The following is a 22431-nucleotide window of genomic DNA, read 5'->3' on the forward strand; positions in this document are numbered from 1 at the left end:
GGCGGACAGTCGCGGACTGTCGGCGGGGAAGCCAAGGCATCAGCATGCCCGATCGCCATGATAGTCCAATCCACGCCAGCCGGACCGTTGACGGCGTCCACCGCCAGGGAGACCGAAATGCGCCTGTTCTTTGCCGCGACACCGCCGCCGCCACTGTCTGCGGCCCTGTGCGCCGTGTCGCAGACCCTGCTGCCGCAAAGCGGCGGGCGCCAGGTCCCGCCCCGGCTGATCCACCTGACCCTGGCCTTTCTCGGCGAGATGCCCTCGGCACGGGTGCCGGTGCTCAATGCACTGGCCGCTCCCTTGCCGTTCATTCCGTTCACGCTGACCCTGAGCCGCGCCGGCAGCTTTTCCACCCGCGCCGGCTGGCTGGCCCCCTCGCAGACACCGGCGGAACTGCGCCAGCTGGTCGAGGTGCTAACCTCGACACTGAACGGCAACGGGTTTCACGTGGAACAACGCGCGTACCGCGCACACCTGACCGTCCTGCGCTCACTGCAGCAGCCCCTGCCGGCACAGGCGCTTGCCGAACCGCTCGACTGGTACATCGACCACTATGCGCTGGTCGCCTCGACCCTGACGCCGCACGGCCCGCGCTACAAGATCATGTGCCGGTTCGGACGGCTGCAGGATCAGAACAGTGAAAGCGGAACGGTGCAGCAGCCGCTTCCGTAAATGCAGAACGGTGAGCCTCAGCTCACCGTCAGACTGCTCATAAAGGTGGGCACCGGCGTCCACCGTGGCGGCGGTGCACGCCCGACTGACAGAATCTGTCGTGAGCACGGCAGTCTGCCTGATTGAATCCGGCCTCTTCCGTCTCCGCCACCGCGGGGAAACCTCGCTTCGCTCGTCCGTTCTTCGCGGGCGGGGTGGATGGACAAACGGTGAGCCAGCGCTCACCGTTTGTCCATTACCGGGGCGGAAACCCGCGATCAGTGATTCAGGATCTTCGACAGGAACTGCTGCGCGCGTTCGCCGCGCGGTGCGCCGAAGAAGTCGTCCTTGCTGCAATCCTCGACGATCGAACCGCGGTCCATGAAAATCACCCGGTCGGCCACGCGTCTGGCGAAGCCCATTTCGTGCGTCACGCACATCATGGTCATCCCTTCGCGCGCCAGCTCGGTCATCACGTCCAGCACTTCATTGATCATTTCCGGGTCGAGGGCCGACGTCGGTTCGTCGAACAGCATGGCAATCGGGTCCATCGCCAGCGCACGGGCAATGGCGACGCGCTGCTGCTGGCCACCGGACAGCTGTCCCGGAAACTTGTTCGCCTGTGCCTTCAGGCCGACACGCTCCAGCAGCTTCATGCCCTTGTTCATCGCTTCTTCCTTGCCGCGGCCGAGCACTTTCTGCTGGGCGATGGCCAGGTTCTCGGTGATCGACAGGTGCGGGAACAGCTCGAAGTGCTGGAACACCATGCCGACCCGGCTTCTGAGTTTCGGCAGGTTGGTCTTCGGGTCACCGACCGAGATGCCGTCGACGATGATCTCGCCCTTCTGGAACGGTTCCAGCGCATTCACGCACTTGATCAGCGTCGACTTGCCCGAGCCGGACGGCCCGCAGACCACGACGACTTCGCCGGTCTGCACGGCGGTCGTGCAGTCGGTCAGCACCTGAAACTCGCCGTACCACTTGGAAATGTTCTTGATTTCAATCATGGGGAATTCCTTAACGCACGATGGCGATTTTGGCATGCAGCCGTTTCACCAGTCGCGACAGCGCATAGCTGATCACGAAGTAGATCACCGCAACGGCGGAGTACATTTCCACCAGCGTGTTGTCACGGTTTGCCACCTTGCTGGCCGCCCCCAGCAGGTCGGTCGCGCCGACCACATAGACCAGCGAGGTATCCTGGAACAGGATGATGACCTGCATCAGCAGCAGCGGCACCACGTTGCGGAACGCCTGCGGCAGGATCACATAGCGCATGTTCTGCCCGTAGGTGAAGCCCATCGCCGCCCCGGCGCTGACCTGGCCGGTCGAGATCGACTGGATGCCGGCACGGATGATCTCGCAGAAATAGGCGGCCTCGAACACGGCGAAGGTCACATAGGCCGAGCGCTCGGCGCCGACATCGAGGCCCAGCATCAGCGGCACCAGGATGTAGATCCAGAAGATCACCAGCACCAGCGGAATCGAGCGGAACAGGTTCACGTAGCTGGACGCGAGCAGGTTCAGCCACTTCATCGACGACAGGCGGGCCATGGCCAGCAGGGTGCCGAACAGCACACCAAACACGGTCGACGTCAGCGTCAGCGACAGCGAGTACTTCAGGCCCTGCCACAGGAAGCCCTGCGCATGGACGACAGCGGAGAAATCGAAATTCATCATTTGCCCCCGCCCACGTAGCCCGGCACGCGGGATTTCTTCTCGATGAACGCCATGACGCGGTTCACCGCCAGCGCGACGATCAGGTACAGCACACTGGTCATCGTCATCACTTCGATCGGGTTGGCCGGTGCGTATTCACCGGTAATCTGGCGCATCTGGAACGTCAGTTCGGTCAGCCCGATCACCAGCGCAACCGCCGAGTTCTTGAAGATGTTCATGAACTCGCTGGTCAGCGGCGGAATCATGATCCGGTACGCCATCGGCAGCAGTACGTAGCGATAGGTCTGCGGCAGCGTAAAGCCCAGCGCCAGGCCGGCGTTCTTCTGTCCGCGCGACAGCGCCATGATGCCGGTCCGCACCTGCTCGGCCACCCGGGCGGCGGTATACGCACCAAGCGAGAACACGGCGGTGAAGAATTCCGGCAGCGGCATGTCCTGCTTGACCCAGTCGCCGGCCGCTTGCGGCAGGAACTCCGGGAAGACGAAGAACCACAGGAACATCTGCACGATCAGCGGCACGTTGCGGAAAATTTCCACGTACACGGTACAGATGCCCGAAATCCATTTGTTCGGCGCCGTACGACCGACACCGATGATCGAACCGACGATCAGCGCGATGACCCAGGCCGCCAGCGCGGTCGCCACCGTCCAGCCCAGGCCGGACAGCAGCCACTGATAGTAGAACTCGTCGGTATCCGGGACGCGTTCGAGAATCACGCCCCAGTTCCATTGATACTGACCCATACCTTTGTTACTCCAACGCTAGATCCGGCCTGGGCACAGGCCGGAAACAACAGGAGGCCTGGCGGCCTCCTGTCGCTCATGCCAACTGCAATCAGATACCCTTGTCGGTCGGGTTCTTGACGGCTTCCTTGAGCTGCGGGCTCATCGGCAGGTTCAGGTTGATGTTGCGCGGCGGAATCGGGCTGGTGAACCACTTGCTGTACAGCTTGTTGATTTCACCGGACTTCATCAGTTTGGTCAGGGTACCGTCGACGGCAGCCTTGAACTGCGGATCGTCCTTGCGGATCATGATGCCGTACGGCTCGACCGACAGGGCCGGACCGACAATCGCGTAATCCTTCGGGCTCTTCGAGTTGGCGATCAGGCCGGCCAGCAGCACGTCATCCATCACGAAGGCGGCGGCACGGCCGGTTTCGACCATCAGGAACGAGTCGGCGTGATCCTTGCCGTAGACGTTCTTGATGTTCAGCTGCTTGCCCTTTTCGTTCTGCTTGATGTAGCGGTCCGACGTGGTGCCGGTGGTGGTCACCACCGACTTGCCGTCGACGTCGTCGATCGACTTGATGCCCGAACGCGACTTGACCAGCATGCGCACGCTGGTCACATAGGTCGACACGCTGAAGGCGACCTGCTTCTGGCGTTCGACCGAGTTGGTGGTCGAGCCGCACTCGAGGTCGACGGTGCCGTTGGTCATCAGCGGAATGCGCGTCTGCGACGTGACCGGTACCAGCCTGGTCACCAGCGTCGGCATGTTCAGTTCTTTCTTCACGTCGGCGACCACGCGGTTACACAGGTCCATCATGTAGCCGACCGGCTTCTGGTTGCCGTCAAGGTAGGAAAACGGAATCGACGACTCGCGGTAGCCGATGACGATCTCTCCCTTGTCCTTGACTTTCTTCAGCGTGCCGGTCAGTTCGGCGGCCAGTGCGGGTGCTGACACGACCGCCGCAGCGACTGCGGTAACGATCAGGCGGGAGGCAAATTGCATCATGAAGAGTCTCTCCTTCTTTGGTGATGGGTGCCTTTGAACGACACCCATGGTCCAGCAGCCGGCCTGACTCGGACCGACCCCTATTTCATGGTGCGGCGAGCCGCACCGGGCGAATGTAGAAACGTTTTTCCTGAATGCCGGCATGCGCCGTTCATATCGCGCAGCCGTGCCGCCCCCGCCAGCCCGCAGGGCAGGAAAGAGGGCAGGGCCCGCAGTGGCGCAAGCGCCCCGGTCAATGCATCGGGGACAGCACCTGCTTCAGGAATTGTTTTGCCCGCTCGTGTTGCGGGTTCTTGAAGAAATCTTCCGGTCTGGCCTGCTCGAGAATCTCGCCCTGGTCGATAAAGATCACCCGGTCTGCCACTTCACGGGCAAAACCCATTTCGTGGGTTACCACCATCATGGTGATGCCGGTATCGGCCAGGTCTTTCATCACCTTCAGCACTTCGCCAATCATTTCCGGGTCGAGCGCCGATGTCGGTTCGTCGAACAGCATGACCTTCGGCTGCATGGCCAGTCCGCGCGCGATGGCCACGCGCTGCTGCTGGCCACCGGACAGCTGGCTCGGGAACGCGTCCTTCTTGTGCGCCAGACCGACGCGCTCCAGCAACTCGCCGGCACGCTTCTCCGCGCTCGCCCGCGACATCCGCCGCACCTGCATCGGCGCCAGCGTGATGTTGTCGAGCACCGACAGGTGCGGATACAGGTTGAAGTGCTGGAACACGAAGCCGACTTCGGCGCGCAGCGCGTTCAGGTCGGTCTTCTGGTCAACGACGTTCTTGCCATCCACCCACAGCTCGCCGGACGAAATCGGCTCCAGCTGGTTCACGCAACGGATCAGCGTCGATTTGCCCGAACCGGACGGACCGCACACCACGACCACCTCACCCTGTTTCACTTCCAGGTTGATGCCGTTCAGGACATGCAGATCCTTGTTGTACCACTTGTGTACGTCGACAAAGCGGATCACGTATTCCCCTCTATTGCCACGTCATCGCGTGCTCTTCGGCAACGTAATTGACGTAACGTTTTGTCATGTAGAATTTTCGGCCGAGTGTAAGGCGCGTCTTACCCGATGGCAATAAGGTCGAACCCTATCAACAGCATAATTCGCTGATTCACTGCCCTGATTCAATGCGTTGCACTGCAACACGATCGGCGAGGGCGACAAACTCCGCCAGCGTCAGCGTTTCCGGCCGCCGCTGCGGGTCGATCGACAGCGCGGCAAAATCCTCATCCCCCAGCAGGCCGCGCAGATTGTTGCGCAGGGTCTTGCGCCGCTGGCCAAAGGCCGAGGCCACCAGTTCGGCAAACACCGCCGTGTCGCGCGCCGGGTGCGGCAGTGCGGCATGGGGAACCATGCGGATCACGGCGGAATCGACTTTCGGCGGCGGATCAAAGGCTTCCGGCGGTACGTCGAGAATGCGCTCCATGTCGAAACGGTACTGCAGCATCACGCCAAGGCGGCCGTAATCGGCCGTGGCGGGCTCGGCCACCATGCGGTCGACCACTTCCTTCTGCAGCATGAAATGCATGTCGACCACCGACTCCGCGTAATCGGCCAGATGAAACAGCAGCGGGGTCGAAATGTTGTACGGCAGGTTGCCGACCACCTTGAACGGTTTGCCAGCAACAAGCGTGCCAAAATCGAATTCGAGCGCATCGCCTTCATGGATGGTCAGCCGTTCCGGCTGGAACTGGCGGCGCAGGCGGGCAATGATGTCGCGGTCGATCTCGACCACGTGCAGATGATCGAGCCGGTCCAGCAGCGGCCGCGTCAGCGCGCCGAGCCCCGGTCCGATCTCGACCACCGTATCGTCGCGTCGCGCGGCGACGGCGGACACGATGTCGTCAATGATGATCGGATCTTGCAGAAAATTCTGCCCGAAGCGTTTTTTCGGAATATGTCGGGACATGGGTATCGTCAGCGTAAATGAAGTGTGGAGATCACCACACGAAGGGCAGGCTGATCAGGCCGTAGCGGACCAGCTTGCCGATGGCGAGGTAGAACAGGGTCGGGCGCCACGGCAGCCGCAGCCAGCCGGCGGCGACGCACAGCGCGTCACCGATCACCGGCACCCAGGACAGCAGCAGCGCCGACGTGCCCCAGCGTGACAGCCAGGCCAGGGCACGGCCGGACGTTTCCTTGCGCGGCAGGGCGCGGCCGAGCCAGACACTGGTGGCCCCGCCGAGGGTATTGCCCAGCGTCGCCAGCAGTACGGCGGACAGCGCCTGCTCCGGGTAGACCGACAGGAACGCGGCCAGCGCGATTTCGGAGTTCCCCGGCAGCACGGTCGCCGACAGGAAGGCCGACAGCGTCACGCCGGCCAGCCCCCAGTCGGCGGGAATGCTGTTGAGAAAATCCATCAGAACGAGAACGGCTCGCCAGCCTGACCGGCCACCATCTCGCCCAGGCGGGCAAACAGTTCGCCGCCGTTGCGGGTGTCGATCCAGGCCGTGCCGTCATGGCGGAAGTGGAAACCGCCACTGCGCGCGGCCACCCAGATTTCCCGGTTCGGTTCGTGCCGGTTGACGATAATCTGGCTGCCATTGTCGAACTCGAGGGTCAGCACATTGCCGGTACGCAACGCGTCACCGATGCCGGCGTCGTCGAATGCATTCAGGATGCGGTCAAGCACCGCCTCGGAAGCGGCAAGAAATTCACTGTCATTCATGGGTATTTGCCACGCGGTTGCCCCGCGTGCATTCGAAGGTTGCGTTAACATCGGGATTTTGCCACAAGCCACTCTCCCGCCATGCGCCGACTCGCCCTTGTTCCCCTCGTGCTGACCGCCGTGCTGCTTTCGGCGTGCGGCTACAAAGGTCCGCTCTATCTGCCGACCAATCCGCCCGCCAAGCACAAGTCGGGACCGACCGCCGCACCGGCGACGCCGGCCAGACCTGCCGCTCCGCAAACCGAACCGGTCACTCCCGATCAGCTCCCCGAGGATCAATAACCGTGCAAGCTTTTCAGTATCAGGATCGCGAACTCTTCGTCGAAGACGTCCCGCTCGCGCAAATCGCCGACACCTTCGGCACGCCGTGCTACGTATACGCCGAATCGGCACTGACGCAAGCCTATAGCGCCTATAGCAATGCGTTTGCCGGCATCGACCATCTGGTCTGCTACGCGCTGAAAGCCAACTCGAACCTGGCCGTCATCCGCCACTTCGCCAGCCTCGGTTCCGGTTTCGACACCGTGTCGATCGGCGAAATCCGTCGCGTGCTGGCCGCTGGCGGCGAAGCCGGCAAGATCGTGTTCTCCGGCGTCGGCAAGAGCGCGGACGAAATGCGCCAGGCGCTGGAAATCGGCATCCACTGTTTCAACGTCGAATCGGTCAACGAGCTCGAACGCCTCAACCGGGTGGCCGGGGAGGCCGGCAAGCGGGCACCAATCAGCCTGCGCGTGAACCCGAACGTCGATGCCAGGACCCATCCGTATATCTCGACCGGGCTGAAAAACAACAAGTTCGGCATCGCCTACGAGCAGGCGCTCGATACCTACCGCCGCGCCGCCGCGCTGCCGAACCTGAACGTGATCGGCATCGACTGCCATATCGGCAGCCAGCTGACCGACGCCACGCCGCTGATCGATGCGCTCGATCGCCTGCTGGTGCTGGTCGACCAGCTCGGCGAGGCCGGCATCCGCCTGAAGCACGTCGACATCGGCGGCGGGCTCGGCATCCGCTACGACCACGAGACCCCGCCGGATGTCGCCGCCTACGCGGCAGCCATCAAGCAGCGGCTGGCCGGTCGCGGACTGTCGCTGCTGCTCGAACCGGGCCGCTCGCTGGTCGGCAACGCCGGCGTGCTGCTGACGCGCATCGAGTACCTGAAGCAGGGCGACGGCAAGCACTTCGCCATTGTCGACGCGGCGATGAACGACCTGATGCGCCCGTCGTACTACCAGGCCTACCACCAGATCCGCCCGGTCACCCGCCGCGACGACGCGGTCGCCACCTATGACGTGGTCGGCCCGGTGTGCGAGTCGAGCGACTTCCTCGGCAAGGACCGCGAACTGGCGGTGCAGGAAGGGGATCTGCTGGCGGTGATGTCCGCCGGGGCCTACGGTGCGACGATGAGCTCGAACTACAACACCCGCCCGCGCGGCGCCGAGCTGCTGGTCAGTGGCGACAGCGTCCGGCTGGTGCGTGCCCGCGAAACCTTCGAGCAACTGATCGCCAACGAAATCGGCCTGCTGGACGGCAATGACTGAACTGACTCTCCGCGAGGCCGACTTCAGCTCGGCCGACGATCTGGCCCGTGTGGTAGCGCTGGTCGATGCCTATGCCAGCGACCCGATGGGCGGCGGCACGCCGCTGAGCGCCGAGGTGCGCGAGCGCCTGCCACGCCTGCTGGCCACCCACCCGACCGCCTTCGCCGTGCTCGCCTTTGCCGGCGACACGCCGGTCGGCGTCGCCCTGTGCGTGCTCGGCCTGTCGAGCTTCGCCGCACGTCCGTCGGTCAACCTGCACGACCTGGCCGTGCTGCCGGGCCAGCGCGGGCTCGGCATCGGCCGCCGGCTGCTCGAAGCAGTGGCCGATGCCGCCCGTCGCCGCGATGCCTGCAAGGTCACGCTGGAAGTGCGTCCGGACAATGACGTCGGCCGCCATCTGTATGCCGACGTCGGCTTTGAATTGTCGGCCCTGTGTGGCCAGGCTTACCTGATGATGGAAAAGCCGCTGTAGGCTGATCCGGCACAAAAAAATCCCGCCAGCGCAATGCTCGCGGGATTTTTCTTGCACGCCACTCTTACAGTTGGGCGAACGCCTTGCGCGCGGCGTCGACCGTCGCGGCGATATCGGCCTCGCTGTGCGCGGCGGACACGAAGCCCGCCTCGTAGGCCGACGGCGCCAGATGGACGCCGGCATCCAGCATCAGGTGGAAGAAGCGGTTGAAGCGGTCGCGATCGCTGGCGGTCACTTCGGCATAGCAAGTCGGTACCTTGTCGCCGAAGTACAGACCGAACATGCCGCCGACGCTGTCGGCCGAGAACGGCACGCCGGCATCGCGCGCTGCCGACACCAGCCCTTCGACCAGCGACGCCGCCTTGCGACCCAGCGCGTCGTGGAAACCCGGCGCCTGGATCAGCCGCAGTGTGGTCAGACCGGCGGCCACCGCCACCGGGTTGCCGGACAGCGTACCGGCCTGGTACACGCCGCCCAGCGGCGAGATGCAGCTCATGATGTCGGCCCGGCCACCAAACGCGCCGATCGGCATGCCGCCACCGACGATCTTGCCCAGCGTGGTCAGATCGGGACGGATGCCGTGCAGTTGCTGCGCGCCGCCGAGCGCGACGCGGAAGCCGGTCATCACTTCGTCGTAGATCAGCACCGCACCGTGGGCGGTGCACAGCTCGCGCAGGGTGCGGACAAAGGCATCACTCGGCCGGATCAGGTTCATGTTGCCGGCGAACGGCTCGATGATCACGCAGGCAATCTGTTCGCCCATGGCGGCAAACGTCTCGCTCAGCTCATCGACATTGTTGTACTCGAGCACCAGGGTATGACGGGTGAAGTCGGCCGGCACACCGGCCGACGACGGATTGCCGAAGGTCAGCAGGCCGGAACCGGCCTTGACCAGCAGCGAATCGGAATGACCGTGATAACAGCCCTCGAACTTGATGATCTTGTCACGACCGGTAAAACCGCGCGCCAGGCGGATCGCGCTCATGGTCGCTTCGGTGCCGGAACTGACCAGGCGCACCTGCTCGATCGACGGCACCAGTCTGGCGATTTCCTCGGCGATATCGATTTCCGCCTCGGTCGGCGCCCCGAACGACAGCCCGTTGACGGCAGCCTGCTGCACGGCGGCGATCACCTCCGGGTGGGCGTGGCCGACAATGGCCGGGCCCCAGGAGCCGATGAAATCGATATAGCGCTTGCCATCCGCGTCCCAGATCGCCGAGCCCTCGGCGCGTTCGATAAAGCGCGGCGTACCGCCGACGCTGCCGAACGCGCGTACCGGCGAATTCACGCCACCGGGAATGGTTTTCTTGGCACGTTCGAAAAGTTGTTCGCTGCGGGTCATGACTATCCTTGCAGGGTGATGCCGGTTTCAAGCCAACCGGCGGTCAGTCGAGAATGCGGGCCCGTTCTTCCGCGCTCCAGCCCGCGTATGCGTGGCCGGCCAGATGGGCATTGGTGTAGCGGGGATCGCGGGTCACTTCCGCACCCAGCCAGTCGGGACGATCGAACGGCGTGTCTTCATCCGGCAGTTCGATCTCGGCCAGCACCAGACCGCTATTGTCGCCGAAAAACTCGTCGACCTCCCACACCCGTCCGTCCCGCTCGATGCGGGTACGGTTTTTTTCAATCTTCAGCGCGCACATCACGTCGAACATGGTTTCGGCATCGGCCAGCGGCACCGGGTACTCAAACTCGTAGCGCGACACGAAGCTGATCTTGCTCTTCAGTGTCAGCCACGCCTGGTCGCCGATCACCCGCACGCGCACGGTCCGCTCCGGCTCCACGCACATGAAGCCCTGGCGCAGACGCCGGGTTTCGCCCTGGCCGCGCCAGCCATCCGCCGTCACCAGAAAGCGGCGTTCGATTTCCATTCCCATATCAGTTCCTTTGTCCGACCGCTCAGAACGGCTTGACTACGACCAGCAGGATACAGGCCAGCAGCACCAGCACCGGCACCTCGTTGAATACGCGATACCACTTGTGGCTGCGCGCATTCCGCCCGGCCACGAAGTCGGCCAGCAGCTTGCGACAGTAGCCGTGGTACGCGACCAGACCGGCCACCAGCGTCAGCTTGGCATGCAGCCAGCCACCACTGAAACCGAAGCCGAGCCACAGCCACAGGCCGAACGCCAGCGCCAGCACACCGAGCGGGGTCATGAAGCGGTACAGCTTGCCGGACATCAGCAGCAGCCGGTCGCGTTCGCGCCCGTCTTCGGCCATCGCCAGATTGACGAACAGACGTGGCAGGTAAAACAGCCCGGCGAACCAGGAGACCACGAAAAAAAGGTGAAACGCCTTGACGTACAGATAGGTCATGCAAAGGGCTCCGGGTGCCGGAAAAAATAAAACGGGGTTTCACGTGAAACACTGATCAGACCGATCGCTATTTGCGTCGTGCCGCCTCGTACAGCGGCTGCACATTCGGCAACTGGGCGCTGATCGACTCGATGCGCTGCCCGGCATTCGGGTGGGTGGACAGGAAACCGGGGCCACCACTCTGGCCGGCCATCTGCATTTTCTTCCACACGCTGACCGCCGCACGCGGGTCGTAGCCGGCGCGGGCCATCAGTTCCAGACCGACGGTATCTGCTTCGCTTTCCATATTGCGGCTGTACGGCAGGCCAAACGCCAGATCGGCCGCGCTGTTCGCCAGCCCGAGCTGGTTGCTGTTCAGCCCGCCGATAATGCCGAGCAGGCCGACGCCGAGTTGCTGCATCTGCGCCTGGCTGGCCTTTTCGCGCGAGTGTTCACGCAGTGCATGGGCAATCTCGTGGCCGATGACCGCCGCCAGTTCGTCGTCCGTCAGTGACAGCTTCTGCGCCAGACCGGAATACACGGCAATCTTGCCACCGGCCATTGCATAGGCATTCATCTCCGGTGACTGCACCACATTCACTTCCCAGCGCCACTGGGCGGCATCCGGGCGGAAGTAGGGCGTCTGCGCAATCAGCCGCTTGCTGATCGCCCGCACGCGCCGGGTCAGCGCCGCATTGCTGTTCAGCACCCCCTGGCCACGCGCTGCGGCCATCTGCTGCTGATAGGCCTGGGCCGACGCCTGGTTCACTTCCTGCTCGGACACCAGCATGGTCTGCTTGCGGGTCACCCCGACCATGCCGGGCGCCGTGGTGCTGATCTGCTGGCAACCTGCCGTCAGCAGCGCGAGCAGCACCCATGACAGCATGCGTCTAGTCATCTTGCCGTCTCCCGTCGCAGATCAGAACTGGACCATCTCGAAGTCTTCCTTGCGCGCACCGCAGTCCGGGCAGGTCCAGTTGGGCGGTACATCGTCCCAGCGCGTGCCGGGCGCGATGCCGTCTTCGGGCCGGCCGGCGGCCTCGTCATAGATAAATCCACAGATCAGGCACATCCAGGTATTCATGGTCAGTCACTCATACGGGCTTAGAATAGCGATTGTATCGACAACCAACCGACCCGGCACCGTGACGCATCACCCCGTGATAATGACTTTCTCCGCCTTCGATCCTTCCGGACTGACCGGGATTACCGCAGACGCCCTGACCCTGTCCGCCTTCGGCTGTCATCCGGTGGCCGTGCCGACCGTCCAGTTATCAGCGGATTCCGAGCGCCAGCACGATGCCGTGCCGGCCGATGCGGAGCTGATCAACGACCAGGCCCGCACCGTGCTGGAGGACATGCCGGTCTCGGCCTTCGTCATCGGCATGCTGGCGGATGCGGAAACGGTCAGCGTGCTGGCGGAAATCGTCAGCGACTACGCCAATGTGCCGCTGGTGCTGGCACCGGCCTGGTCCGGGCATCAGGAAGACAGCGAAGACGATCTGGTGTCCGCCTGTGCCGATCTGCTGATTCCGCAGTCCGACATCCTGGTCGTGTCATCGCTGCTGGCCAGCCGCTTCGGCGATGGTGACGAGGGAGAAGGCGACAGCGACAACATGGCCGATGCCGCCACGCTCGGCCGCGCGCTGTCCGCACTCGGCGCCGAACACACGCTGCTGACCGGTGCCCAGGCGCCGACGCGCCAGATCATCAACCATCTGTATCACAAGGAAGCGCTGCTGCGCCGTGACAGCTGGCCGCGTCGCGCCGGCGTGGTCCGCGGAGCCAATGAACTTCTGGCGGCCAGCATAGCCGCCTGTCTGGCACAGGGCATGCCGATGACCGATGCCGTCGGCCACGCCCAGCAGTATCTGCAGCAGGCGCTCGACCATGCCTATCGCCCGGGCATGGGGTCGCTGATGCCGGGCAGACCACCGGTCAATCAGGGCTGAACATGCCAAGCATATAAACATTGGCCAAATAAATTCATATGGCCTGTTTTATATGCCTTGCCTGATCAACTGTCCTTCCAGGTGGCCGGCGATCCAGTCGACGATGCGCTGGCTGGCTCCGCGATGCTCCCCGGCAAATGCCAGCCCGGCCTGGCCCATGTCATGCCGGCGACCGGCATCGGCCAGCAGGGCGCCCAGTCCGGACCAGACTGCCGCCGCATCCCCGACCTGACGCGCCGCACCGGCGGCGAAAGCGGCCTGGCTGGCGGCGGCAAAATTGAATGTCGACGGCCCGATCAGCACCGGGCAGCCGACCGTGGCCGGCTCGATCAGGTTCTGTCCCCCCAGCGGCAGCAGGCTGCCGCCGACAAACGCGGCATCAGCCAACGAATACCAGCCGAACAGTTCTCCCATCGAATCACCAAGCCACACCCGGGTGGTGGCGGCAACCGGCACCATGTCGCTGCGGCGCTGGAATGCAATCCCGCGCTCGGCCAGCAGCGTGGCCACGGCATCGAAGCGCTGCGGATGACGCGGCACCAGCACGACCAGTGCCGGAAATTCCTCAGGCAACGCATCCAGCAGCAAGGCTTCCTCGCCCTCGCGGGTACTGGCCAGCACCACGACCGGACGCGGCCCGGCCAGCGCGCGCAACGCCGACACCTGGGCCTCGACGCCGTCCGGTGGCGAACAATCGAATTTGGTATTGCCGAGCACCTCGACCCGCAGAGCGCCCAGCGCACGCAGGCGCTCGGCATCCGCTTCGCTCTGGGCGGCAATGCCGGTCAGCGCCGCCAGTGCCGGCGCGATCAGTGGCCGGATGCGCGCATAGCCACGGGCCGATTTCTCCGACAGGCGCGCATTGGCCAGAAACAGCGGCACCCGCCGTTCATGGCAGGCGTGGATCAGATTCGGCCACAGTTCGGTTTCCATCAGCACACCGAAGCGCGGCGCCAGCCGTTCAACAAAATGCGCAGCATTGGCTGCCGTGTCGTACGGCAGGTAGCTGACCGTCGCCCGGTCGGCAAACAGCTGCAAGGCCGTTTCGCGGCCGGTGGGCGTCATCTGGGTCATGACCAGTGGCAGGGTATCGAAGCGCCGGCCGAGCGCCTCGACCAGCGGCGCCGCGGCGCGGGTTTCCCCGACTGAAACGGCATGCAGCCAGATGCCGCCCTGCGGCAGGGGCGGCGCATTCTGTTCGAAACGTTCGTCCCAGTGTTCGAGATAGGCCGGTTGCCGGCGTGCCCGCCGTCGCAGATAGACCCGCGCCAGAGGCAGCAGCGCCCGGGTCAGCAGCCGATAGGCGCCCAGCGCCGCACTCATGCGCGGCACTCCGCCAGCACGGCCAGCACCGCCCCGACATCCGGACACTGACCGATACCGCCGATATTGCGCGAACGCGACGTTTCGACCACCCCGGTCCGCAAGGGATCGGTATCGGTATAGATCGCCACCAGCGGCACGTCGACGGCATTGGCCAGGTGGGTCAGCCCGGTATCGACGCCCACTACCGCCTGTGCGTGCGCAAGCAGTGCCGCCGCGACATCGAGCCGCTCACGCGGCGCAACCAGCGCGCCCGGGATCAGGGCGGCCAGCCGCTGCGCGCGCTGCTGCTCGGCGGCATTCCCCCACGGCAACACGCACTGCAGGCCGTCACGGGCCGTCAGCGTGCTTCCCAGCGCCACCCACGACGCCTCCGGCCACAGCTTGCTGTCCCTGGAGGTCGCCGTCAGCAGCACGGCATAGCTCGCCGGACACCAGTCCGGCGCCGGGCCGGTGTGAACGCCAAAATTGCATTGCGCCAGATCCGGCTCGTAACCGAAGACCTGGCCGAACAGCAGACGGTTGCGATCCACCGCATTGCGTTCCCAGGACACGGAATAGCGCTTGTCGTAGAACAGGCTCGCCATCGGCTCGCGAATGCTGGCCCGGTCATAGCCGGCCATCGGTGCATCCCGGACCAGCTTGCCGAACAGCACACTTTTCATCAGCCCCTGACTGTCCAGCACCAGATCGTAGTGCGACGAACGCAGCGTCGTCCTTACCGCCCGCAATTCGCGCCAGGTGCCGGTGGAAAACAGCGCCTTGCGCCAGCGGCGCATGGCTATCGGGACCACCCCGGCAACGGCGGGGTGCAGACGGGCGATATCGGCAAAGCTTTCCTCGACCAGCCAGTCGATGGCCATGGCAGGAAAGCGTCGCGCCAGATCGGTGACGGCCGGCAGGGTATGCACCAGATCCCCCATCGACGAAGTGCGTATCAGTAGAAGTCGACTCATGGCCGGCATTGTATTCGTCCCGGACCGATTCCGGCATGTGGACAAAGCGACCGGCAACCGCTTCCGCACCTGTGGGTAAAGACGGATATCCACTGACACCCAGAACTGTCCACAAGTGGATAACTGCCTCCGGCCATTTCGCCCACATGTTTACAACTCACCCAAAGTCATGAATTTGCAGTGGAAAAAGAGTTATCAACAGGGCAGGAGTCACTACATCAGTATCATCAGTTTATATTTGGACAAACAAGAATGTGAACCGGGCACGAACGAAAAGCCGTGCAGACAACAATGCACAGGCTGGCGGACACAACTGGCGCAAGGCTGTGCATAAGGGTCACCGCTATCCACAGGGTGAAAACAATCCACAGACGGGCAACAGCAAACCCGTAGCCAGTCCATCCGGTTTCCATGAACGACAAGCATTTGTTCTGCAATAAAAAAACCGTGTTATCCACAGAACAGGGCGCCCTTCATCCATTTCTTTAATAACTATCTGTAAAAAAGAATAAGAAAAGCAGGCAAGCAGAAACCCGGCATCCAGGCAGTGGAAAAAAAAGCGGATTACGTAACGAAAAAACGCAGCCAGCCAGAAGCGGGGATTGCCGGAAAACAGAAAAATCGTGACAAATCAAAGACTTTGCCGTCGTCTAATATATTCAACGCACGGCAGTGCACGTCACTTGTGGATAAACAGTCCCGGATTCACTCCGGCAAATGCCAGTCGATCGGAACGCAGCCCTGTTCGCGCAAGTAGTCGTTGATGCGGGAAAAGTGTCCACAACCGAAGAAACCCCGGTAGGCAGACAGCGGTGACGGGTGCGGGCCCTGCAACACCAGATGGCGCGGATTGGTCAGCCTGGCATGCTTGTTCTGGGCGTCCTTGCCCCACAGTACGAACACGCGCGGACTGTCTTCGGCGGCAAGCAGATCGATCAAGTCGTCGGTAATGACCTGCCAGCCGAGTTCACGATGGCTGCCAGCACGGTTTGCCGCCACGGTGAGCACGCTGTTCAGCAGCAGCACACCCTGACGGGTCCAGGCGCCCAGATCGCCGTGAAGGGGCGTTGCCGTGCCGGTATCGCGCAGGAGTTCCTTGTAGATATTGCGCAGCGATGGTGGAACGCGAATGCCGCGCCTGACCGAGAACGCCAGCCCGCAGGCCTCGCCGTCACCGTGGTACGGGTCCTGGCCGAGAATGACCACCCGCACCCCGGACGGCGGGGTGTCGCGCAGTGCATTAAAAATATCCACAGGCTGTGGATAGATCTGTTCGCCGGCTGCTGCGCGCTCGCTCAGCTGGTGGTCGATACGGGCCAGAATGTCAGGCCTGAGGCGGCTTTGCCAGTCGGGATGGACGCGGGACAGGGCAGGGGCGAGCCAGGGCAGGGACTTGTGCATGAAGGTGTGGACGGCTGTGTGGACAACGTGAATTGTCCCTTGTCCGGCCCGGTGCCGTCGAGCGTGCTTTTGCCCATGACATGACGCGGCAGGGACGAAAAAATGGACATCCGGGGATGTCCATTTGGCAGCCTGTTGCGTGAACGGTCAGTAACGGGGCATCGACGGTTCGATCTGGTCCGCCCAGGCCGCGACGCCGCCTGCCAGACTCAGCGGTTCGCTGAAACCGGCGTGCTCGAGCCAGGCTGCAACATGGAAGCTGCGCACGCCGTGGTGGCAGATGGCGACGATGGGCCGGTCGTCGGGCAGCTCTGACTGCCGTGACGGGATCAGGTTCATCGGGATGTTGACACTGTCGGCCAGCCGGCAGATGGCAACTTCGGCCGGTTCGCGCACATCGAGCAGAAACGGCGCATCACGCGCCGGATCGGCCAGCCAGGCGGACAGGTCGTGCGGCGAGATTTCCCGCATCAGAATACGAAGCGTTCCGGTTCGGTGATCTGGAACAGCGGGTCGATCACGGTATCGAACAGGGTTTCCTCACGGTACTGGCCACCAGCGTCGCGAACGACGCGGATGGCGCGCATCACCGGTTCGTCACCGATGGTGGCGAACAGGCGGCCGCCAGGGGCCAGCTGTGCCTTCAGTGCTTCCGGCAGCACCGGCAGCGAGCCGCCGATAACGATGACGTTGTACGGTGCGTGGGCCGTGTTGCCCTCGCTGCCGTTGGCCACTTCGAGCGTTACGTTGCGTATGTCGGCGCGGGCCAGGTTGGCCTGGGCGATCTCGATCGCCTGCGCCGAAATATCCAGCGAATAGACGTGACGGGCGCTGCGCGCGAGCAGTGCGGTCAGATAGCCGGTGCCGGTACCGACTTCGAGCACGACGTCAGTGGGCTGGATGTCCATTTCCTGCACGATGCGCGCCTCGACTTTCGGCTGCAGCATCTTGCCGCCGGTCGGCAGCGGGAGCTCCATGTCGACGAAGGCAAGCGAATGGTTGCCGGCGGGCACGAAATCCTCGCGCTTAACTTCGGCGAGCAGATCGAGAACACGTTGATCGAGAACGTCCCACGGACGGATCTGTTGTTCGATCATGTAGAAGCGGGCTTTTTCGAAATCCATGGAGGGCTCCGGTTCAGACTGGATGGCGGTATCCGGCGGGTGAGCGTCAAGCTTCCCCCGGAAAGGGGTAGACAAACCTTGGAATTATTCCACATGCGACCGGGATCGCCCATCCTGGGGCGGCGAAATGTGCTCAAGGTGGTATAAATAATTCTGTGCGACGTTGTTTTGCCTGAAAGCGACGTCAGCAAACAGCCGTTCGTCGGACCCCTTTTCCCGGCGTGGCTCCCGGACGTATAATTTCGCGATTTTTTTCGGGACAGATGATGCACGTCGTAGCCAGCAGCTTTACTCATGCGAATGTCGCGCTGAAATGCGTCGACAGCGGCGACATTTTTCAGTTTCGCGAAATCAGGAATCCGATTTTTTAAAAGCCCCAATGATTTGGGGCTTTTTTTTCGGCCGCTCGTCACGGGGCGGCCGTGCTGCAAGGAAGGAAAGCATGAAGAATACGCTCTATCAAAAGCACATCATCTCCATCTCGGACCTGTCCCGCGAGGAGCTCGAACTGGTCGTTCATGTCGCCGGCGAGCTGAAGCGCGAGCCGCGCCATGACCTGCTGAAAAACAAGGTGGTGGCCAGCTGCTTCTTCGAGGCTTCGACCCGCACCCGGCTGTCGTTCGAAACCGCCGTCCACCGCCTCGGGGGCTCGGTGATCGGTTTCGCCGACGGCGGCAACACATCGCTGGCCAAGAAGGGCGAGACGCTGGCCGACTCGGTGAAGATCATCACCTCGTATGTCGATGCCTATGTGATGCGTCACCCGCAGGAAGGGGCGGCCCGCCTGGCGTCGATGTTCTCCAATGGCAAGCCGGTCATCAACGGTGGCGACGGCTCGAACCAGCATCCGACCCAGACGCTGCTCGACCTGTTCTCGATCTACGAAACCCAGGGCACGCTGGACGGTCTGAAGGTGGCCTTCGTCGGCGACCTGAAGTACGGCCGCACCGTGCATTCGCTGGCCCAGGCGCTGACCCACTTCGGTTGCCGCTTCTACTTCATTGCCCCGAAGCCGCTGGCCATGCCGGAGTACATCTGCGAAGAGCTGGATGAAAAGGGCATCGAATACAGCCTGCATCAGAATATCGAGGAAGTGCTGCCGGAACTCGACGTGCTGTACATGACCCGGGTGCAGAAGGAACGCTTCGACGAAACCGAATTCAAGCACATGAAGTCGAAGTTCGTGCTGAACACCGATACGCTGAAGGGCGCCCGCGACAATCTGCGCATCCTGCACCCGCTGCCGCGCGTCGATGAAATTTCGATCGATGTCGACGATACGCCGTACGCGTACTACTTCCAGCAGGCCGAAAACGGTGTCTACGCCCGTGAAGCGCTGCTGGCGCTGGTACTGAACGAAACGCTGTGATGGGCCGGAAAGAAGGATTGAGCAAGATGGAAAAGATTGATTACACGCTGAAAGTCGAAGCACTGAAGGACGGCACCGCCATCGACCATATCACCGCCGGCCAGGGGGTGAAGATCCTGCGCATGTTCAAGCTGATGGAATCGGGCGAACGGCTGTATGTCGGCCTGAACCTGCCCAGCCGTCGCCTGGGCAAGAAGGACCTGATCAAGATCGAGAACGTGCTGCTGACGCCGTCGCAGGCCAACCAGCTGGCACTGTTCGCGCCGGATGCCACGGTGAACGTGATCCGCAACTTCGAAGTGGCCGAGAAGTACACGCTGGATCTGCCGGAGCTGATCGAGGGCGTCTTTGCCTGCCCGAACTCGAACTGCATTTCGCACAACGAACCGGTCAAGAGCGTGTTTCACGTGCGTCGCGCCAAGGATGGCAGCACCAAGATGCGCTGCCAGTACTGCGAGAAATCGTTCAGCCAGGATATCGTGGCCGAGCTGTAATCGGTTGCAAATGCAGGCTGATGGAAAAAGCGCCCCCCGGGGCGCTTTTTGTTTCACGTGAAACAGGATTACTGGTTCAGGCGGATCCAGTGCTTCCATGGTTCGAAGAAACGCGGGTCCAGTGCGGCGATGGCGGTCCGGTGCCATAGCTGACTGGACCAGTAGTCATCGCTCTCTATGGTGGCGGAGCGGCCGCCGGCTTCTTCCAGAATCAGTGCGCCGGCCGCGTAATCCCACAGGCGCTGGCCGCCATGCAGGTACAGGTCATAGCGGCCGCTGGCCAGATTGCACCAGTCCAGCGTCGACGAGCCGAGATTGCGCAGACTGCCGAATGGCGCGGTGGCCAGCAGCCGGTTCGACAGCCGGCCACTTTTCAGATACTTGATCTCCACCGCGGCAATGGTGTCGGTGAAATGCTCGGGAGATGGCTTCAGCGGCAGGCGGACGCCGTTCAGGTAGGCACCGCCGCCCCGCTCGGCATAGAACATCTCGTCGGCCACCGGGTTGTAGATCACGCCGAGTTCACTGCGGCCATTGACCATCCAGGCTACCGAAATGGCGAAATACGGCAGGCCGTGAATGAAATTGGTGGTGCCGTCGATCGGATCGACCACCCAGATACCGGCATCGCCGGCCTTGTCCCACAGGGCCGCCTGCTCACACGGCGTCATTTCCTCGCCGAGCACCGGCGCGGCGATAATGTCGGGCAGTGCCCTGGCCAGTGCTTCCTGGGTAGCGAGATCGGCTTCGGTAAACGGGGTTCCGTCATGCTTTCGCGTAGCGGACACGCGCAGGAAACGCGGCATGACCTCTGTCTGCGCAATTTCGCGCAACAGATGGATGACCTGGTCGACAGCCTGCATTGTCATTATTCTCCACGGCTACACCGACTCGGCATTGTCAGCGCTCAACTGGCAAAATACCGGCTTGCCGATGGCCGTGTCAAAGCACGGACCCAATGAATTCGCCCCCAGAGGTATGCATGCCCCGTTTTTTCATCCCCGAGACGCTTCCGCAAGCCGGTGAATACGCATTGCCGGACGATGTGGTCAGACACGTACAGGTACTGCGCATGCGCGCCGATGACGAGATGAGGCTGTTTGACGGCAGCGGGGGTGAGGTCAGGGCCATCCTGCGTGACCTCGGCAAGCGACATGCGCGGGTCGAACTCGGCGAGCGGCTGGCAATCAACCGCGAGTCGCCGCTGACCCTGTGTCTGGCGCAGGGCGTTTCCACCGGTGAACGCATGGATTTCACGCTGCAGAAAGGCGTGGAGCTGGGTATCAGCGTGTTTCAGCCGTTAGTGACTGAGCGCGCAGTGCTGAGACTGGGTGGGGAACGCGCCGGGCGCAAGACCGAACGCTGGCGCGATATCGTGCAGGCGGCCTGTGAACAGTGCGGCCGCAATACCATCCCGGAAGTACTGCCGTCGATGAGCCTGGATGCCTTCCTGCAGCAGTCGCTGGAGGCATCGCACCGGCTGCTGCTGTCGCCGGTCGGCAACCGGCGGCTGGCCGACTATGCGCCGCCGCAGGGCAAGGTCTGGCTGATGGCCGGCCCCGAGGGTGGGCTCAGCGATGGTGAGGAGCAGGCTGCCTTTGCCCGGGGCTGGACGCCGCTGGCGCTCGGGCCACGGGTGCTGCGTACCGAAACCGCGGCACTGGCCGCGGCGGCTGCGCTGCAGACGGTCTGGGGCGACCTTGGCTGACCGGTTCAGGCCGGCCGTTGTGCCGCGCTGTAGATCAGGCGGTCGTTGAACAGCACTTCGCCGGGGCGCAGCGGTTCGTGGATGCCCTTGGGCGCCGTGCGGACGAAATGCAGTGTGGTGCCGTCAACACTGATCCAGGCCGGGATCGGTTCGCCGTCGAACTGTCCCAGTGCCTCGGGTGACAGTGTTGCGCTGTCGCGGTCGACGGATGGTGAACGTGGCGGTTCCGGCGCGCGCTGTGCTTCTTCCTCGTATTGCCAGTCGCGGGAACGGGTTCGCGGCACCTCGGTCCTGGCTGTCGACAGCCACCAGCGCAGCACCCAGCCGGGCAGCAGAACCCGATGGACTTTCTTGTCCTCGGTAATGACGCAGGAAATGGCGAACTCGGCATCGCATGCCGGGCAGCGCGCCTTGGCCGCAATCACTATCCGGTTCTGGATCACGGCCGCGACGCCGTGCATGTGATCTGCGGTGACCAGTTCATTGCATCGTACGCAGTGCTTGGCAAAGCGGCTGATGCTCTGGCCATTCCTGAACGCCAAAGGCAGAAAATGAGACAGTCGATTGGGTTTGGGCATGGGCCTGATACTTGGAAGCTCGGATTCATCTTAACAAAGACATTGCTTTGCCGGCGGAAATTTCCCCATATTATCCACAGGGGAGTCAGTCATCGTGGCTGGCGGCCATGGCCTGCGCCTGGCCGGACGAAATCCGCGCCAGTGGCGGGATTGCACCGGATACGGCGGAATGCCGGTGGGGTTTTCGCGGCAATCCGGTCGAGCGTTGCTAAAGTTATCCACCATCTTATCCCCCGCCAGGCAGGCTGGCTGGCCACGGGCAGCCAGGTTTTCCCCGGTCATGCGGCAAACCGGGCCAGCGCGGCCGGAACCGGCCCGGACCGGGCTGCAATCCGGGCTGAAATTTTTGCGGCAGGCTTTGCCGGCAAGGCGAAAAGACAAAACCATTCTGTGCGATTTGTAATAAATATTATGAGATACGTGCGTAATATCATTGTCAAAAAAAGGGCCGGCATTCGCGCCGGCCCTTTCTGCT

General features: G+C 63.0%; 28 protein-coding genes. 8 read left to right on the plus strand and 20 right to left on the minus strand.

The features are described 5' to 3' along the window. Nucleotides 1-117: 117 nt before the first annotated feature. Nucleotides 118-675 carry an RNA 2',3'-cyclic phosphodiesterase gene (gene thpR, locus DFO50_RS03310; protein ID WP_051528735.1) on the plus strand — a complete coding sequence of 186 codons (558 nt, stop codon included), beginning with the start codon at nucleotides 118-120 and terminating at the stop codon, nucleotides 673-675. Between the two features lie 257 nt (nucleotides 676-932). Here thpR and DFO50_RS03315 read toward each other — a convergent pair whose 3' ends face one another. The 8 genes from DFO50_RS03315 to cyaY form a co-directional block, all read right to left on the minus strand. Continuing rightward, on the minus strand, nucleotides 933-1661 hold the full coding sequence (locus tag DFO50_RS03315) for an amino acid ABC transporter ATP-binding protein (protein WP_028498690.1): 729 nt from the start codon (nucleotides 1659-1661) through the stop codon (nucleotides 933-935). Between the two features lie 10 nt (nucleotides 1662-1671). Beyond that, nucleotides 1672-2334: an amino acid ABC transporter permease gene (locus DFO50_RS03320; RefSeq protein ID WP_028498691.1), complete on the minus strand. Its 663-nt coding sequence runs from the start codon at nucleotides 2332-2334 to the stop codon at nucleotides 1672-1674. Beyond that, complete coding sequence (locus DFO50_RS03325) at nucleotides 2331-3077, minus strand: amino acid ABC transporter permease (protein WP_028498692.1); 747 nt, start codon at nucleotides 3075-3077, stop codon at nucleotides 2331-2333. The genes DFO50_RS03320 and DFO50_RS03325 overlap by 4 nt, the downstream gene beginning before the upstream one ends. Nucleotides 3078-3168: 91 nt before the next feature. Beyond that, entirely contained in the window at nucleotides 3169-4068 is a 900-nt protein-coding gene (locus DFO50_RS03330; protein ID WP_373280113.1) for a transporter substrate-binding domain-containing protein, read from the minus strand. Nucleotides 4069-4300: 232 nt separating this feature from the next. Beyond that, nucleotides 4301-5038: an amino acid ABC transporter ATP-binding protein gene (locus DFO50_RS03335; RefSeq protein ID WP_028498694.1), complete on the minus strand. Its 738-nt coding sequence runs from the start codon at nucleotides 5036-5038 to the stop codon at nucleotides 4301-4303. A 148-nt stretch (nucleotides 5039-5186) separates the two neighbouring features. Then, the gene (gene rsmA / locus DFO50_RS03340) at nucleotides 5187-5984 is read right to left on the minus strand and encodes a 16S rRNA (adenine(1518)-N(6)/adenine(1519)-N(6))-dimethyltransferase RsmA (RefSeq protein WP_028498695.1); all 798 of its coding nucleotides are present in this window, start codon (nucleotides 5982-5984) and stop codon (nucleotides 5187-5189) included. A 31-nt stretch (nucleotides 5985-6015) separates the two neighbouring features. Next, complete coding sequence (locus DFO50_RS03345) at nucleotides 6016-6435, minus strand: YqaA family protein (RefSeq protein WP_112692015.1); 420 nt, start codon at nucleotides 6433-6435, stop codon at nucleotides 6016-6018. Next, nucleotides 6435-6743 (minus strand): iron donor protein CyaY, encoded by a 309-nt coding sequence (cyaY, locus tag DFO50_RS03350; RefSeq protein WP_028498697.1) that lies wholly within the window; start codon nucleotides 6741-6743, stop codon nucleotides 6435-6437. Before cyaY ends, DFO50_RS03345 begins: the two co-directional genes overlap by 1 nt. A gap of 81 nt (nucleotides 6744-6824) precedes the next feature. On the opposite strand from cyaY, the gene DFO50_RS03355 reads away from it, so the two are divergent. The 3 genes from DFO50_RS03355 to DFO50_RS03365 are packed head-to-tail and all read left to right on the plus strand — an operon-like array spanning nucleotide 6825 to nucleotide 8756. Beyond that, entirely contained in the window at nucleotides 6825-7025 is a 201-nt protein-coding gene (locus DFO50_RS03355) for a lipoprotein (protein WP_112692016.1), read from the plus strand. A 2-nt stretch (nucleotides 7026-7027) separates the two neighbouring features. Next, the gene (lysA, locus tag DFO50_RS03360) at nucleotides 7028-8284 is read left to right on the plus strand and encodes a diaminopimelate decarboxylase (protein WP_028498698.1); all 1257 of its coding nucleotides are present in this window, start codon (nucleotides 7028-7030) and stop codon (nucleotides 8282-8284) included. Continuing rightward, the gene (locus tag DFO50_RS03365) at nucleotides 8277-8756 is read left to right on the plus strand and encodes a GNAT family N-acetyltransferase (protein WP_028498699.1); all 480 of its coding nucleotides are present in this window, start codon (nucleotides 8277-8279) and stop codon (nucleotides 8754-8756) included. The genes lysA and DFO50_RS03365 overlap by 8 nt, the downstream gene beginning before the upstream one ends. Before the next feature lie 64 nt (nucleotides 8757-8820). Here the strand turns inward: DFO50_RS03365 and hemL are convergent, their stop codons facing one another. The 5 genes from hemL to DFO50_RS03390 form a co-directional block, all read right to left on the minus strand. Then, a complete protein-coding gene (gene hemL, locus DFO50_RS03370) occupies nucleotides 8821-10098 on the minus strand; it encodes a glutamate-1-semialdehyde 2,1-aminomutase (RefSeq protein WP_028498700.1) in 1278 nt (425 codons plus the stop codon). Nucleotides 10099-10141: 43 nt separating this feature from the next. Continuing rightward, complete coding sequence (locus tag DFO50_RS03375) at nucleotides 10142-10633, minus strand: CYTH domain-containing protein (RefSeq protein ID WP_112692017.1); 492 nt, start codon at nucleotides 10631-10633, stop codon at nucleotides 10142-10144. 22 nt (nucleotides 10634-10655) lie between these two features. Then, entirely contained in the window at nucleotides 10656-11072 is a 417-nt protein-coding gene (locus DFO50_RS03380; protein WP_028498702.1) for a CopD family protein, read from the minus strand. 67 nt (nucleotides 11073-11139) lie between these two features. After that, on the minus strand, nucleotides 11140-11949 hold the full coding sequence (locus DFO50_RS03385; protein WP_028498703.1) for a M48 family metallopeptidase: 810 nt from the start codon (nucleotides 11947-11949) through the stop codon (nucleotides 11140-11142). A gap of 21 nt (nucleotides 11950-11970) precedes the next feature. After that, nucleotides 11971-12135 carry a rubredoxin gene (locus DFO50_RS03390; RefSeq protein ID WP_028498704.1) on the minus strand — a complete coding sequence of 55 codons (165 nt, stop codon included), beginning with the start codon at nucleotides 12133-12135 and terminating at the stop codon, nucleotides 11971-11973. 82 nt (nucleotides 12136-12217) lie between these two features. On the opposite strand from DFO50_RS03390, the gene DFO50_RS03395 reads away from it, so the two are divergent. Then, nucleotides 12218-13003, plus strand: coding sequence for a hydroxymethylpyrimidine/phosphomethylpyrimidine kinase (locus DFO50_RS03395; RefSeq protein WP_036385506.1), 786 nt, complete (start codon nucleotides 12218-12220; stop codon nucleotides 13001-13003). Nucleotides 13004-13051: 48 nt separating this feature from the next. On the opposite strand, the gene waaA is transcribed toward DFO50_RS03395, so the two are convergent. From waaA to DFO50_RS03420, 5 genes are all read right to left on the minus strand, one after another. Next, entirely contained in the window at nucleotides 13052-14326 is a 1275-nt protein-coding gene (gene waaA / locus DFO50_RS03400; protein ID WP_112692018.1) for a lipid IV(A) 3-deoxy-D-manno-octulosonic acid transferase, read from the minus strand. After that, nucleotides 14323-15282 carry a lipopolysaccharide heptosyltransferase I gene (gene waaC, locus DFO50_RS03405; protein WP_112692039.1) on the minus strand — a complete coding sequence of 320 codons (960 nt, stop codon included), beginning with the start codon at nucleotides 15280-15282 and terminating at the stop codon, nucleotides 14323-14325. Before waaC ends, waaA begins: the two co-directional genes overlap by 4 nt. Before the next feature lie 705 nt (nucleotides 15283-15987). After that, nucleotides 15988-16683 carry a uracil-DNA glycosylase gene (gene ung, locus DFO50_RS03410; RefSeq protein ID WP_036385508.1) on the minus strand — a complete coding sequence of 232 codons (696 nt, stop codon included), beginning with the start codon at nucleotides 16681-16683 and terminating at the stop codon, nucleotides 15988-15990. Nucleotides 16684-16830: 147 nt separating this feature from the next. Continuing rightward, the gene (locus DFO50_RS03415; RefSeq protein WP_028498709.1) at nucleotides 16831-17154 is read right to left on the minus strand and encodes a rhodanese-like domain-containing protein; all 324 of its coding nucleotides are present in this window, start codon (nucleotides 17152-17154) and stop codon (nucleotides 16831-16833) included. Continuing rightward, nucleotides 17154-17807, minus strand: coding sequence for a protein-L-isoaspartate O-methyltransferase (locus tag DFO50_RS03420; protein WP_028498710.1), 654 nt, complete (start codon nucleotides 17805-17807; stop codon nucleotides 17154-17156). Before DFO50_RS03420 ends, DFO50_RS03415 begins: the two co-directional genes overlap by 1 nt. Before the next feature lie 442 nt (nucleotides 17808-18249). On the opposite strand from DFO50_RS03420, the gene pyrB reads away from it, so the two are divergent. Together pyrB and pyrI are read left to right on the plus strand one after the other, a co-directional pair. Further along, complete coding sequence (gene pyrB, locus DFO50_RS03425) at nucleotides 18250-19176, plus strand: aspartate carbamoyltransferase (protein WP_028498711.1); 927 nt, start codon at nucleotides 18250-18252, stop codon at nucleotides 19174-19176. Nucleotides 19177-19202: 26 nt separating this feature from the next. Beyond that, on the plus strand, nucleotides 19203-19670 hold the full coding sequence (pyrI, locus tag DFO50_RS03430) for an aspartate carbamoyltransferase regulatory subunit (protein ID WP_036385572.1): 468 nt from the start codon (nucleotides 19203-19205) through the stop codon (nucleotides 19668-19670). 68 nt (nucleotides 19671-19738) lie between these two features. Here pyrI and DFO50_RS03435 read toward each other — a convergent pair whose 3' ends face one another. Next, a complete protein-coding gene (locus DFO50_RS03435) occupies nucleotides 19739-20533 on the minus strand; it encodes an inositol monophosphatase family protein (protein ID WP_028498713.1) in 795 nt (264 codons plus the stop codon). 119 nt (nucleotides 20534-20652) lie between these two features. Here DFO50_RS03435 and DFO50_RS03440 point away from each other — a divergent pair, with 119 nt between their 5' ends. Further along, entirely contained in the window at nucleotides 20653-21378 is a 726-nt protein-coding gene (locus tag DFO50_RS03440; RefSeq protein ID WP_112692019.1) for a 16S rRNA (uracil(1498)-N(3))-methyltransferase, read from the plus strand. Nucleotides 21379-21383: 5 nt separating this feature from the next. On the opposite strand, the gene DFO50_RS03445 is transcribed toward DFO50_RS03440, so the two are convergent. Next, complete coding sequence (locus DFO50_RS03445; protein WP_051528736.1) at nucleotides 21384-21839, minus strand: hypothetical protein; 456 nt, start codon at nucleotides 21837-21839, stop codon at nucleotides 21384-21386. Nucleotides 21840-22431 lie beyond the last annotated feature (592 nt).

The organism is Microvirgula sp. AG722 (assembly GCF_003269145.1).
Lineage (GTDB): Bacteria > Pseudomonadota > Gammaproteobacteria > Burkholderiales > Aquaspirillaceae > Microvirgula > Microvirgula aerodenitrificans.